This window comes from Microbulbifer sp. ARAS458-1, from assembly GCF_045348205.1.
Lineage (GTDB): Bacteria > Pseudomonadota > Gammaproteobacteria > Pseudomonadales > Cellvibrionaceae > Microbulbifer.
The window spans coordinates 3,251,005-3,264,580 of record NZ_CP155838.1 but is presented as its reverse complement, the minus strand read 5'-3'; the positions used below and the strand labels follow the sequence as shown (position 1 = coordinate 3,264,580).

The window sequence follows — 13,576 nt, the reverse complement described above, 5'->3', positions numbered from 1 at the left end:
CTGTTTTGTAAAACACCGAATCCCTTGATCTGCTGACGTGAATTGGGTTTCCTAGTCGGCTTATCCATGATTCTGTTGACGACCGGAAGGAGTCCCAAACGTGAAAAAAATAACCATCCTGGCGATGGCCGGTGTGCTGGCGGCCTGCGCGGGGGAGTCCCCGGATGCAAGCAAAAAAGAGACATCCATGAGTGACGTTGAAACGGCCAATGTGCCTTCCGTAGTCGAATCTGCGCTGACTTACCCCCAGACCCGTAAAGATGACGTGGTCGATACCTACTTCGGCACCGAGGTGGCTGACCCCTACCGCTGGCTGGAAGATGACCGCAGTGATGAGACCGAGGCATGGGTGAAGGCGCAGAACAAGGTCACTTTCAGTTATCTGGAGCAGATTCCCTATCGCGATACCCTCAAACAGCGCCTGGAAGCACTGTGGAACTACGAAAAAGTGGGCTCTCCCTTTACCGAGGGTGACTACACCTATTTTTACCGCAACGATGGTCTGCAGAATCAGTATGTGGTCTGGCGGAAAAAAGGGGATGGGGATGCGGAGGTTTTTCTCGACCCCAATACCTTCAGTGAAGACGGCACCACGTCACTGTCGACCTTGAAATTCTCCAAAGACGGCTCCATCGCGGCGTATTCCGTATCCGAAGGCGGCAGCGACTGGCGCAAGATCTACATCATCGATGCGGAATCCAAGAAGGTGCTCGAAGAGCCGCTGGTGGACGTGAAGTTCTCCGGTATTTCCTGGAAAGGCAACGAAGGTTTCTACTACTCCAGCTACGACAAGCCGGAAGGCAGCGAACTGTCGGCGAAAACCGACCAGCACAAGCTGTACTACCACAAGCTCGGCCAGCCTCAGTCCAAGGACACTCTGGTATTTGGTGGTAGCGAGGAAGAGAAACGCCGCTACGTTTCCGGTTATGTCACCGAAGATGACCGTTTCCTGGTGATTTCCGGAGCGACGTCAACCTCTGGCAATGACCTGTTTATCCAGGATCTGTCCAAGGCCAATGCGCCGCTGGTGCCGGTGCTGACTGATTTCGACTCCGATACCTACGTGCTCGATAATCAGGGCAGCAAACTGTTCCTGGTCACCAACCGCGAAGCGCCCAACAAGAAGGTCGTCACCGTTGATGCGGCAGATCCTGCTCCGGCAAACTGGCAGGACTTTATCGGTGAAACCGAGAACGTACTGACCGCTTCAACCGGTGGTGGTTACCTGTTCGCGGAATACATGGTGGATGCCCTTTCCAAGGTGTATCAGTACGATTACAGCGGCAAGCAGGTGCGTGAAATTGCCTTGCCGGGGCCGGGCAGCGCTTCTTCCCTGAGTGGCAAGCATGCGGACGAGATTCTCTATTACTCATTTACCAACTACAAAACGCCTTCCACTATTTTTGCGTTCGACGTGAACAAGGGGGAGTCCAGTGTGTACCGCGAGTCCGGCGCACAGTTTGATCCGGCGGCCTACGAGTCCAGGCAGGTGTTCTACACCTCCAAGGACGGCACCAAGGTGCCGATGATGATTACCCACAAGAAAGGCCTGAAACTGGACGGCAAGAACCCGACCATCCTGTACGGATACGGCGGTTTCAATATCAGTCTGACCCCGTCCTTCAGCATTGCCAATGCAGTGTGGCTGGAACTGGGTGGTGTCTACGCGGTGCCGAACCTGCGCGGTGGCGGTGAGTACGGCAAACGCTGGCACGATGCCGGGACCAAGCTGCAGAAGCAGAATGTGTTTGACGACTTTATCGCTGCGGGTGAATACCTGGTCGAGCAGGGCTACACTTCCAGTGACTATCTGGCGATTCGCGGTGGTTCCAACGGCGGCCTGCTGGTCGGCGCCGTAATGACCCAGCGCCCGGATCTGGTGAAAGTGGCGCTGCCCGCAGTGGGGGTGATGGACATGCTGCGCTACCACACCTTCACCGCAGGTGCCGGTTGGGCCTACGATTACGGCACTGCGGAACAGAGCGAAGAAATGTTCCGGTACCTGAAAGAGTACTCACCGGTACATAATGTGCAGGCTGATACGCGTTATCCGGCCACGCTGGTCACCACGGCCGATCACGATGACCGTGTTGTGCCGGCGCACTCGTTCAAATTTGCCGCCGAATTGCAGAGCAAGCAGGCGGGCCCGGCCCCCACGCTGATTCGTATCGAGACCAATGCGGGCCACGGTGCAGGTACCCCCGTATCCAAGACCATCGAACAGTATGCGGATATTTTCGGGTTTACCCTGTTCAATATGGGGATCTCCGAACTGCCGGGAAGTTGACCCCGCGATTTCTGTCATCGTTTCGGCATGAATCGGGGGCAAGATAATGGCTTGACGGGAGGGGTGTGACCAGCTGGTCCAGCTTCCCGTCGCGAGGTATCATTTGGAGCCACAAGATTTATGCCGAGATTTAATGCTGTGCCAAAGGCAACGGACCGGTCTACCCCTTTGCAGATTGAGCTGAGCACCCGCCCGGCCATTCTCCCCCTGTACTTTCGCGTACTGACTGCCCGTAAGAAGAAGGCTTCTGCTAGCCAGGGAGATACGGTTCTGGCCAGTGTCAGCCTGCGGGGGCAGCAGGTGGATGTGGAGCGCCTGCGTGCCTATCGCGATGTGTGCGGTTTTGCTGCAGGGGGCCAGCTGCCCGCTACTTACCCGTTTGTTCTGGCAATGCCGCTGCACCTGAAGTTACTGGTGTCCGATGCATTCACCTTTCCGATCCTTGGCCTGGTGCACCTGCGCAACCAGATTACGCAGCACCGCCCCATCGCGCCTGATGAGGCACTGGATATCCGTTGTGATCTGCTGCCACCGGTTGCGGTGAAGCGGGGTTATGAGTTTGCACTGACTACCCGGGTCAGTGTGGCGGGTACCCTGGTATGGGAGTGCGAGAGCGTCATGCTGAGCCGCGCCCGACACAGTGGAAAAGACAAGCCGTTGCAGTCGGGACTGGTGTTGTTGCCACAAGACATTCAGGGCATGAGTGGCCACGGCGGCGACAGCTGGGATATTCCGGAGGCGGCGGGGCGCAATTACGCGCGGGTGTCCGGCGACTGGAACCCGATTCACCTGTTTGCGTCGTCGGCGCGCCTGTTTGGCTTTTCCAGCGCCATTGTTCACGGTATGTGGACCAAGGCGGCTTGTCTCGCTTCTCTGGAACGGCGGTCCGGCCTGCCTGAGAGCTTCAGGCAGAGTGTTGAATTCAAACGCCCGGTGCCGTTACCGTCATCGGTGCGCTTCCAGTCTCAGGCTGGTGCCGGGGCGACGGTATTCCGTGTGGCCGATGACAGTGGCAAGACCCAGTATCTGAACGGGTTACTGGAGCCTCTTTAGCCGGCAAGGCTTTTACCGCAGTGGCAGAGTAAAAATCGCAGTAGGAATCAAGGGAAGCATGACGGACAGTGACAATAAGCAGCGGCTGGATCTTGCGCTTGAGCTGGGTGAAGAGTTGACCCGGCTGGGGTGGCGGGTGACTACCGCTGAGTCCTGTACCGGAGGCGCCATCGCTGCGGCGATTACTGCGGTTGCTGGTTCTTCCAGCTGGTTTGATGGCGCCATAGTGTCATACGCAGACCGGATCAAGCGCAGTTTTCTCGGTGTCGACCAGCACGACCTGGATACCACTGGTGCGGTCAGTGAGCCCGTGGTTCGGCAGATGGCAGTGGGCGCGCTCAATCGCCTGGACGCCAATCTGGCGGTGGCTGTCAGTGGTGTCGCCGGCCCCGATGGCGGTAGCGACGACAAACCGGTGGGTACCGTCTGGATTGCCTGGGCCCACGTGGACGGTCAGGAACCGCTCTCTGTTGAGGCCCGGCGAGTACACTTCAACGGAAGCCGTGCCGAGATACAGGCTCAGACCGTGACCGAAGCCCTGAAGGGCCTGCTGGAGATTACCCGCAGCCATCCCGCCTGACCGTTTGTCCCTGACTTTTTTGCACACTGGTGCCAGGTGCGCGCGCAGAGGTCCCGAATACTCCCCATTCCCGATTACTGGTTGCTTATACAGTAATTTTTCTCTAAGCTCCCTTCCCATAGCAGTTATTACACAGCAAATTTCAGGTACATATGGGAAAGGTCATGGACTCCAACAAAGACAAGGCTTTACAGGCGGCGTTATCTCAGATCGAGCGCCAGTTCGGCAAGGGCACCGTCATGCGTATGGGAGACAAGGAGCGGCAACGCATCCCGGCGATCTCCACCGGCTCTCTTGGTCTGGACGTGGCACTGGGTATCGGCGGCCTGCCGCGCGGTCGTATTGTAGAGATCTATGGTCCTGAATCCTCTGGTAAAACCACCCTGACCCTGCAGGTGATCGCCGAAGCCCAGCGCAAAGGCGGTACCTGTGCTTTTGTGGACGCGGAGCATGCGCTGGACCCTATCTACGCCGAAAAGCTTGGCGTGAATGTGGATGAACTGATTGTTTCCCAGCCGGATACCGGTGAGCAGGCTCTGGAAGTCGCGGATATGCTGGTGCGCTCCGGTGCGGTAGATGTGCTCATCGTGGACTCCGTAGCAGCGCTGACTCCGCGCGCGGAAATTGAAGGCGAAATGGGCGATTCCCACGTAGGCCTGCAGGCCCGCCTGATGTCCCAGGCCCTGCGCAAACTGACCGGTAACATCAAAAACACCAACACCCTGTGCGTGTTCATTAACCAGATCCGTATGAAGATCGGTGTGATGTTCGGCTCCCCGGAAACCACCACCGGTGGTAACGCGCTCAAGTTCTACTCTTCTGTGCGCCTCGACATCCGCCGTATCGGCTCCGTGAAGGAAGGCGATGAAGTGGTTGGTAACGAGACTCGGGTCAAGGTCGTGAAGAACAAGGTGGCTCCGCCGTTCAAGCAGACCGAGTTCCAGATCATGTACGGGCAGGGGATTAACCTGCTTGGCGAGATTATCGATTACGGTGTAAAAATGGGCCTGATCGACAAGGCCGGTGCCTGGTACAGCTACAAGGGCGACAAGATTGGCCAGGGCAAGGCCAATGCGGTGAAGTTCCTCAAGGAAAACGAAGATATCCGCAATGAGATCGAATCCGCGCTGCGTGCCCAGCTCCTCGGTGACGTGACTCCGGCCCCGGCCGAAGAAGTGGAAGCTGCGGAAGACTGATCTTGTCTTTCTTGCGCAATTCTAATGGCGGCGGGAGCAGTGTTGACTGCGAACTCCCGTCGCCAGGCTCCTCTCTCTCCCTACCTCAATCCCGTCCCGGTGGTCGGCCACAGGAAAGGCCAGTTGATACTTTTCAGGCGCTGTTCAATCACGCCTTGGAACTGCTTGCCCGCCGCGAGCACTCCTGTGAAGAGCTCAGGCAAAAGCTGGCCCCCAAACACCCTGAAGCCGACTTTGATAGCGTGCTGCAGCGGTTGCAGGAGCTGAACTACCAGTGCGACCGGCGCTTTGCGGAAACTTTCTGCCGCTCCCGGGTCAGTCGTGGGCAGGGGCCGATACGCATTCGGCAGGAATTGCAGGTTCGCGGTATTCGCGGTGTGCTCGCTCAGGAGGTAATGGAGGCCCTGCAAGAGGAGGTTGACTGGTTTGAGCTTGCTCTCGAACAGTTACAGCGTAAGTTCCGTCAGCCGCTCGATCTTTCCCAGCCGCGGGAGCAGCAACTTAAAGAGCGCGCGCGGCGTCAACGATACCTCGCTTATCGCGGCTTTTCTGGCGATGCGATTCAGTACGCTATTGAAGAGCTGAATAGCCCGCAAGACTGAGTCACAAAAGGTTCCACATGAAATGGGATAGAGGGAGCGGCGGACCGTTACAGCGCTCGCCCGCCAGGAGGGAGGTCCCCACAGCGTATATACTGGCTTTAGCCGGAGCCCACGATCACTGTGGGGCTGCCGATCGTGAATAACAAAAAGTCCAGAGCTGGCGCCTCGTATGATTCTCTCCATAGATCAGGGTACTACCGGTACCACCGCGTTTGTTTTTGATGCCGAAGGCAGACTGCGTGGCCGCAGTTACTCCGAATTTTCCCAGTATTATCCCGAACCCGGATGGGTGGAGCATGACGCCAGTGAAATCTGGCGGGTGACGTTGAAAGTATGTGCGGCGGCGCTACAGCGCGCCGGAATCGACGCGTCAGCGTTGAGCGCACTTGGAATAACCAATCAGCGCGAGACCACGGTCCTGTGGGATCGGGCCACTGGTGAGCCGGTACACCCTGCCATTGTGTGGCAATGTCGCCGATCCGCGGGTATCTGCGGTGACTTGCGTAGGGCCGGCGCCGAGCCGATGGTACGGGCAAAAACGGGCTTGCTGCTGGATGCCTATTTCTCTGCCAGCAAATTGCGCTGGATCTTTCGCGAGTCACCGGATCTGTACCACCGCGCTGAGGCAGGGGAGCTTTGCTTTGGCACCATCGACAGCTGGCTGATCTGGTGCTTAACCGGCGGCCGTCAGCACCTCACCGACCACACCAATGCCAGCCGAACTCTACTGTATGACGTCGACCGGCATCAGTGGGATAGTGAGCTTTTGGCATTATTTGAATGTCCCAGTGCGATTCTGCCGGAAATACGGCCGTCAGCGGGCAGCTTTGGTGTTACTGATCCTGCGACCTTTTTCGGGGCCCGCGTACCTATTTGTGGAGTGGCAGGGGACCAGCAGGCGGCCCTCTATGGGCAGGGCTGCTTTCAGCCGGGCAGTATGAAAAACACCTACGGTACCGGTTGTTTTATGCTCGCCAGTGCCGGTAAGCGTCGTCCGCTGGTGCCAGAGGGGATGCTCACTACGGTTGCCTGTGATGCAACGGGCCAGCCGCAATACGCGATCGAGGGCTCCGTATTCAACGGGGGCGCGGCAGTGCAGTGGCTGCGTGATGATCTGGGAATCATCCAGCACGCAGCAGACTCAGAGCAGCTGGCACAGTCCATTCCCAGTACCCGCGGAGTATATATGGTGCCTGCCTTCAGTGGCCTTGGGGCGCCGCACTGGGATACGGATGCTCGTGGTGCGCTGTTCGGGCTTACCCGCGGGGCGGGGCGCGCAGAAATAGTGCGTGCGACGCTCGAGTCGATCGCATTTCAGAGCCATGAGTTGGCTGAGCTGATGGCGCGGGCATTGAATGTCGAATTGCAATGCCTGCGGGTCGATGGCGGCGCCAGTGCGAATAATTTTCTGATGCAGTTCCAGGCGGATATTTCCAGTCTGCGAGTCGAGCGCCCGCGCCAGATAGAATCTACCGCCGTGGGTGCAGCGCTCCTGGCCGGTGTGGGGGCTGGTCTGTGGGAATACGGTGCGCTGCCTGACTCTCTGCAGGACATAGAGCAAGACTTCTTGCCACAGATGTCTGTACAGACTCGCCAGTCTCATCTGCAGGGTTGGCGCAAGGCCGTGGCCGCCTGTCGCAGCTTCTAGCGCCGTACCATTCGGCGCCTGTTGCCTACCGCCTGTGGTTCAACCGAGCCCCGGTGAATTCTCCCATCATTCGTGAAAAGCCTGAAAAAGCGTTGTACCATACGCGGTCATTTTTGCCTGCCAAGCCCCGGGGCATCCCGTTTTCAGGGCGGTGGGCGCTATCTGAGTGAAACACCGAGATCGACATGGATAAGAAATTACTGAGTTTACTGGTCTGCCCTGTCAGCAAGGCACCTCTCGAGTATCACGAAGAGGCGCAGGAGCTGGTGTGCAAGGCGAGCGGCTTGGCCTATCCGGTGCGTGATGGTATCCCGGTGATGCTGGAGTCCGAAGCGCGCCAGCTGACAGCGGATGAGAAGCTGGAAAAGTAGCCGGTCGCGCCGCAATTTGGCAGCGCTGTTGGGGTAGGTAGTGTCAGGAGGGGACATGGAAGAAGTCAGTGTATTCAGTCGCATTATTGCCGGGGAGATTCCAGCACCGCGTCTGTATGAGGACGACCAGTGCATTGTCATCAAAGATCGCGCGCCCCAGGCGCCGACGCACCTGCTGATTATCCCCCGTAAACCCCTGGTCAGTGTGGCTGATGCCCGCGAAGAAGATGTGCCATTGCTCGGCCATTTGATGTGGGTGGCTTCGAAAATGGCAGAGCGCCTTGAGTTGGAAGACGGTTTTCGACTGGTGGTGAACAACGGCCGGGGAGCCGGCCAAACGGTGTTTCATCTACATATACATTTGCTGGCCCAGCGCCAGCTGCCAGAAGAGGGTCTTGCTGAAGACCTGCGAGATTGAATGGTTGGCCGCGCAATAACGTAGCCAATAAGAATTTACCGACGATGTGGAAACAGCCTGAATGAAGAGCGCACAGATACGCGAAGCATTTCTCAATTATTTCGCCGAGCAGGGGCATACCCGTGTCCCATCCAGCTCCCTGGTGCCGGGTAATGACCCGACACTGCTGTTTACCAATGCCGGCATGGTGCAGTTCAAAGACACTTTCCTCGGTCAGGAGTCGCGCCCGTATGTTCGCGCTGCCAGCTCCCAGCGTTGTGTGCGAGCCGGCGGGAAGCACAATGATCTGGAAAATGTTGGCTACACCGCGCGTCACCACACATTCTTTGAAATGCTCGGTAACTTCAGTTTTGGCGATTACTTCAAACGTGAAGCTATCCAGTTCGCATGGCAGTTCCTGACCCAGGAACTCAAGTTGCCAGAGGAACGTCTGTGGGTGACTGTGCATATCAGTGACGATGAAGCGGCAGATATCTGGCTGAAAGAGGTTGGTGTCAGTGCCGACCGCTTCTCGCGCCTGGATGAAGACAATTTCTGGCAGATGGGTGATACCGGCCCCTGTGGACCAAGTTCGGAAATTTTTTACGACCACGGTGCTGATGTGCCCGGTGGCCCTCCCGGTTCCGAAAATGATGACCTCGACCGTTATATTGAAATCTGGAACCTGGTGTTCATGCAGTTTGAGCGCTCGGCCGATGGCGAGTTGCACCCGCTGCCCAAGCCTTCGGTGGATACCGGTATGGGGCTGGAACGCATTGCGGCGGTTATGCAGGGGGTGCACTCCAACTATGAGATCGATCTGTTTCAGGCGTTACTGAAGGCCGCCGGCGAGGTGGTCGGCTGCAGCGATACCGAGGAAAAATCTCTGCGGGTAATTGCCGATCATATCCGTTCCTGTTCGTTCCTGATCGCCGATGGTGTGATGCCCTCCAATGAGGGGCGCGGTTTCGTGCTGCGTCGCATTATCCGCCGCGCAGTGCGCCACGGGCACAAGCTGGGGCATAAGGAGATTTTCTTCTACAAACTGGTGGCTGCTCTGGTTGCGGAGATGGGCGAGGCCTATCCCGAACTGAAACAGAAGCAGTCGCTGATAGAAAGTGCCCTGCGCAAAGAAGAAGAGCAGTTTGCCAAGACGCTGGATAAAGGTCTGGCATTGCTGGATGAAGCACTTGAATCTCTTGACGGGAGTGAAGTGCCGGGCGAGCTGGTGTTCACATTGCACGATACTTACGGTTTCCCCACTGATTTGACTCAGGATATTGCTCGAGAGCGTGGCCTGACCCTCGATATGGACGGCTACGAAAAAGCCATGAATGCCCAGCGTGAACGGGCGCGTGCGGCGGGTAAATTCAAGCAGGATTACACCGATAATTTGGACCTGGACGGGGCGACGGAATTTCTTGGCTACGATCGAGTTTCTGATAAGGGTACGGTAGTTGCCATTATCAAGAATGGTGAAGTGGTGGACACGCTGCAGGAAGGTGAAGAGGCAGCCATCGTGTTGGATCGCACCCCGTTTTATGCGGAGTCAGGAGGCCAGGTTGGTGACAGCGGTTACCTCCAGTCTGATACCGGCCGCTTTGAGGTGGGAGATTGCATCAAGCATGGGGCCCATCATCTGCACCAGGGCAAGTTGTTGTCTGGCAGTCTGGCAGTAGGTGCGCCGGTAAACGCGGAAGTCGCTGGTGATGTCCGTCAATCGACGGCGCTGAATCACTCGGCGACCCACCTGCTGCACGCAGCATTGCGCAAGGTACTGGGTGAGCATGTTACGCAGAAAGGCTCCCTGGTGGACTCAGAGCGTTTGCGCTTTGACTTTTCTCATCCAGAAGCTGTGACCGGCAAGCAGCTGCGCGCTATCGAAGCGCTGGTGAACAGTCAGATTCGCGCCAATACGCCCGTTGAAACGGAAGAAACCGACATTGAGACCGCAAAAGCCAAGGGGGCCATGGCGCTATTCGGTGAGAAGTACGGGGATACCGTGCGTGTTCTCACCATGGGCGAGCGCAGTGATTCCGGCGCCTTCTCTGTTGAGTTGTGCGGCGGTACACATGTGGCGCGCACCGGTGATATCGGCTTGCTACGCATTGTGGCCGAAAGTGGTATCGCATCGGGTCAGCGGCGTATCGAGGCGGTGACCGGGGCGCACGCACTGGCCCTGTTTGATCAGGCGCAACAGCGCCTGGATCATGTGGCCGCCCTGCTTAAGGCACGGCCAGAGAATCTGGCCGAGAAGGTTGAGCAGTTGCTGGCGAACAATCGCAAGTTGGAGAAGGATCTCGCGACCCTGAAAACCCGTCTTGCGAGCGGCGCAGGCGGGGATCTGTCCAGTCAGGCGGTGGAGGTTGCCGGTATCAAACTGCTCGCCGCATCAATTGAAGGTGCGGATGCCAAATCTCTGCGTGATCTGGCCGACCAGATGAGAAATAAGCTCGGCAGCGGCGCCTTGCTACTGGCAGCTCCCGGTGATGGCAAAGTGGCGCTGGTCGCAGCCGTGACCAGGGACCTCACCAGTCGCCTGGCTGCGGGGGACCTGATGCGTTATGCCGCAGGCGAACTCGGTGGAAAGGGCGGTGGTCGCCCCGATATGGCGCAGGGTGGTGGTACTGATGTGGCAGCACTGCCGGCACTACTTAAAGCCATTCCCCAGTGGGTCGAAAACAATATCAAGTAAAAGCAGGCGCCGATTATTTCGACGCCAGGCAACCAAAAGAAGGTTTTTCGTCGAAACTCGCAATTTTTCGGTTGATTTGACCAAAGATTGGTGATTTAGTGCGCGACTCCCGCGGATCTGGTACCGCGCACCAAGGTAGTAAGGAACACTAGAGCGATGAGTTTGTTCGTGCAGAAATACGGCGGCACTTCGGTAGGCTCCATCGAGCGTATCGAGGCTGTGGCCGACAAAGTGGCGGGCTTCAAGGCCCAGGGCCACGATATGGTCGTCGTGCTTTCCGCCATGAGCGGGGAGACGAATCGTCTGATCGGCCTGGCAAGCCAGATCCAGGAAAACCCGGATCCCCGGGAGATGGACGTGCTGGTTTCCACGGGTGAGCAGGTCACCATTGCGCTGTTGAGTATGGCTCTGAAGAAGCGTGGTTACGACGCCTGCTCCTACACCGGTGGCCAGGTCAAGATTCTTACGGATAACGCTCATACCAAAGCCCGAATTCAGCGCATCGACGTAGAGCGTATGCGTCGGGATCTGGACTCTGGCAAGGTTGTTGTCGTGGCTGGCTTCCAGGGGGTGGATGAAGAGGGCAATATCACCACCTTGGGGCGCGGTGGCTCTGACACCACCGGTGTTGCCCTTGCTGCAGCGCTTGATGCCACCGAATGCCAGATTTACACCGATGTTGATGGTGTATACACGACAGACCCCCGGGTTGTGGATAGCGCCCGTCGTCTCGACCGCATTACCTTTGAGGAAATGCTGGAAATGGCGAGCCTGGGTTCAAAGGTACTGCAGATCCGCGCGGTTGAATTTGCGGGAAAATATAAAGTCCCCCTGCGTGTCCTTTCCACGTTTGAGGACGGCAACGGCACACTGATTAGTCTGGATGAGGAAGACAACGATATGGAACAGCCTGTAGTCTCCGGCATAGCGTTCAACCGCGACGAGGCAAAACTGACAATTCGCGGTGTGCCGGATACCCCCGGAGTGGCTTGCCGTATCCTTGCGCCGGTAGGTGCGGAAAACATCGAAGTCGATGTCATAGTGCAGAACATCAGTGCAATCGACGGCACCACCGACTTCACCTTTACCGTGCATCGCAATGATCTCGGCAAAGCGCGTAAGGTGCTTGAGCGGGTGGCCAGCGAGCTTGGCGCGCGCGAAGTGGTATCTGACGACAAGATCGCCAAGGTTTCCATTGTGGGCGTGGGCATGCGCTCTCATGCCAATGTGGCTTCGCGCATGTTCGAGGCGCTGGGTGAAGACAATATCAACATCCAGATGATTACTACGTCCGAAATCAAAATTTCGGTCATTATCGACGAGCGCTATCTTGAGCTTGCGGTACGTGCGCTGCACAGCGCATTTGAGCTCTCGGAACCGAAGGCCTCTGCGTAACTATAACCAGAGTGATGGATACTGCTGACGACCATAGCAATTCGGTTGTTTGGCGCATGGTACGACGTGTTGAGATTTTCTGCGTCTGGGCAATACTGAATAAAGTGACGGACAAGGTTCTCGGTTTGCAGCGATCTCGGGTTATTATGGCCCAAGGTGCGGGCCAGGGATAACCGGTCGTACCAAATCACAGGATGATCAAGGAGAAGTAGGTAATGTTAATTTTAACCCGCCGTATCGGTGAAACACTGATGGTTGGTGACAATGTGACGGTTACCGTATTGGGTGTGAAAGGCAACCAGGTACGAATCGGAGTCAATGCGCCGAAAGAAGTAGCGGTCCACCGTGAAGAGATTTATCAGCGCATCCAGCGTGAAAAGCAATCCTCCAGCGAGGGGAGCGCCGACTGAGACCTGTCCCTGAGTGACAGCTTTTGTCGATGAGAAAGAGGCCGCAAAGCGGCCTTTTTTGCGTCTGTATGAATTGTGAGCATCGATGAAGAAATCCCAAAAAGTTATTGATTCCCCATTGATTTTTGCTTCGCCGTTGGTATGATGCCGCTCACTTTCAGCAGCCAAGACCAATTGTTCGCGGTTGTTGTGGCCCTGCCAAAGCAGGGCGGAAAGTTATACGGTGAGGTGGCCGAGTGGCTGAAGGCGCGCCCCTGCTAAGGGCGTATGGGGTTAAACTCATCGAGGGTTCGAATCCCTCCCTCACCGCCATACAAAAAAGGCTCCATGCTTTCGCATGGAGCCTTTTTTGTATGGCGGTGAGGGAGGAGAACCCTCGCGGGTTCGATCAACTCGCGCAAGCGAGTTGAGACCGAGGCGCAGCCGAGCCCGAAGGGGAAGAACACGCCTGAGCGTGTTTTGAGTCCATCCCGTCCGGAGGCGGCTTCCTCTACTTAAGTTATTTACAAAAGGACGAAGCCGATTTTGGGTTTGCGGTTGAGCTGGGCATCAGCTTTCTACGGGTAACGAACTGACCCAGGTGGGGCCCACAAAAGCTCCATCCCTGACACCCATAACCTCCAACCAAAAAAACTTCACAAAACCCTTGCGTGCCCTCCGTCACCCCCGTATAGTTCGCGCCCTCGCTGCTTGAGCGGCAACGCAAACAGCGGCGAGATGGCAAGATAAGCTTTTGATTTTCTGAGAGTTTTACTCCGAAAACAATTTCAAAAAGCACTTGCCAAGGTGGAGGAGGTCGCTATAATGCGCGCCACTTCAACGGTCACCCAGGGCGGTGGTCGAGAGGCTGGAAAGCGTTGATTTGTAACGGTTTCGCGCTTCAAAGAAGTCTGCAAAAAGCACTTGCTTCAGCAGATTGGATGTGTAGAATACGCGTCCCAC

At 56.9% G+C, this 13,576-nt stretch carries 11 protein-coding genes and 1 tRNA gene; all 12 read left to right on the top strand.

The annotated features are described in order from the left end of the window. Window positions 1–100 precede the first annotated feature (100 nt). Window positions 101–2,287: a prolyl oligopeptidase family protein gene (locus AAFH99_RS13660; protein ID WP_406827982.1), complete on the top strand. Its 2,187-nt coding sequence runs from the start codon at window positions 101–103 to the stop codon at window positions 2,285–2,287. 120 nt (window positions 2,288–2,407) lie between these two features. Continuing rightward, entirely contained in the window at window positions 2,408–3,340 is a 933-nt protein-coding gene (locus tag AAFH99_RS13655) for a MaoC/PaaZ C-terminal domain-containing protein (protein WP_081848015.1), read from the top strand. Between the two features lie 58 nt (window positions 3,341–3,398). Beyond that, on the top strand, window positions 3,399–3,920 hold the full coding sequence (locus AAFH99_RS13650; protein ID WP_043318540.1) for a CinA family protein: 522 nt from the start codon (window positions 3,399–3,401) through the stop codon (window positions 3,918–3,920). A 164-nt stretch (window positions 3,921–4,084) separates the two neighbouring features. After that, on the top strand, window positions 4,085–5,116 hold the full coding sequence (gene recA / locus AAFH99_RS13645) for a recombinase RecA (protein WP_043320223.1): 1,032 nt from the start codon (window positions 4,085–4,087) through the stop codon (window positions 5,114–5,116). A 2-nt stretch (window positions 5,117–5,118) separates the two neighbouring features. Beyond that, the gene (locus AAFH99_RS13640; protein WP_231491758.1) at window positions 5,119–5,718 is read left to right on the top strand and encodes a regulatory protein RecX; all 600 of its coding nucleotides are present in this window, start codon (window positions 5,119–5,121) and stop codon (window positions 5,716–5,718) included. Between the two features lie 169 nt (window positions 5,719–5,887). Further along, window positions 5,888–7,366: a glycerol kinase GlpK gene (glpK, locus tag AAFH99_RS13635; RefSeq protein WP_043318538.1), complete on the top strand. Its 1,479-nt coding sequence runs from the start codon at window positions 5,888–5,890 to the stop codon at window positions 7,364–7,366. 185 nt (window positions 7,367–7,551) lie between these two features. Then, window positions 7,552–7,737: a Trm112 family protein gene (locus AAFH99_RS13630; RefSeq protein WP_043318535.1), complete on the top strand. Its 186-nt coding sequence runs from the start codon at window positions 7,552–7,554 to the stop codon at window positions 7,735–7,737. A 55-nt stretch (window positions 7,738–7,792) separates the two neighbouring features. After that, window positions 7,793–8,155 carry a histidine triad nucleotide-binding protein gene (locus AAFH99_RS13625; RefSeq protein ID WP_043318533.1) on the top strand — a complete coding sequence of 121 codons (363 nt, stop codon included), beginning with the start codon at window positions 7,793–7,795 and terminating at the stop codon, window positions 8,153–8,155. Window positions 8,156–8,216: 61 nt separating this feature from the next. Continuing rightward, on the top strand, window positions 8,217–10,829 hold the full coding sequence (gene alaS / locus AAFH99_RS13620) for an alanine--tRNA ligase (RefSeq protein ID WP_406827980.1): 2,613 nt from the start codon (window positions 8,217–8,219) through the stop codon (window positions 10,827–10,829). Window positions 10,830–10,985: 156 nt separating this feature from the next. Continuing rightward, the gene (locus tag AAFH99_RS13615) at window positions 10,986–12,224 is read left to right on the top strand and encodes an aspartate kinase (protein ID WP_043318529.1); all 1,239 of its coding nucleotides are present in this window, start codon (window positions 10,986–10,988) and stop codon (window positions 12,222–12,224) included. Window positions 12,225–12,439: 215 nt separating this feature from the next. After that, window positions 12,440–12,634: a carbon storage regulator CsrA gene (gene csrA / locus AAFH99_RS13610; RefSeq protein ID WP_010131831.1), complete on the top strand. Its 195-nt coding sequence runs from the start codon at window positions 12,440–12,442 to the stop codon at window positions 12,632–12,634. A gap of 222 nt (window positions 12,635–12,856) precedes the next feature. After that, window positions 12,857–12,946: transfer RNA gene (locus AAFH99_RS13605), tRNA-Ser, on the top strand. The last annotated feature ends 630 nt before the right edge of the window (window positions 12,947–13,576 follow it).

Coding starts and splice junctions, on each gene's coding strand:
- AAFH99_RS13655 (WP_081848015.1), top strand. CDS start 2,408: ATGCCGAGATTTAATGCTGTGCCAAAGGCAACGGACCGGTCTACCCCT.
- AAFH99_RS13650 (WP_043318540.1), top strand. CDS start 3,399: ATGACGGACAGTGACAATAAGCAGCGGCTGGATCTTGCGCTTGAGCTG.
- recA (WP_043320223.1), top strand. CDS start 4,085: ATGGACTCCAACAAAGACAAGGCTTTACAGGCGGCGTTATCTCAGATC.
- glpK (WP_043318538.1), top strand. CDS start 5,888: ATGATTCTCTCCATAGATCAGGGTACTACCGGTACCACCGCGTTTGTT.
- AAFH99_RS13630 (WP_043318535.1), top strand. CDS start 7,552: ATGGATAAGAAATTACTGAGTTTACTGGTCTGCCCTGTCAGCAAGGCA.
- AAFH99_RS13625 (WP_043318533.1), top strand. CDS start 7,793: ATGGAAGAAGTCAGTGTATTCAGTCGCATTATTGCCGGGGAGATTCCA.
- alaS (WP_406827980.1), top strand. CDS start 8,217: ATGAAGAGCGCACAGATACGCGAAGCATTTCTCAATTATTTCGCCGAG.
- AAFH99_RS13615 (WP_043318529.1), top strand. CDS start 10,986: ATGAGTTTGTTCGTGCAGAAATACGGCGGCACTTCGGTAGGCTCCATC.
- csrA (WP_010131831.1), top strand. CDS start 12,440: ATGTTAATTTTAACCCGCCGTATCGGTGAAACACTGATGGTTGGTGAC.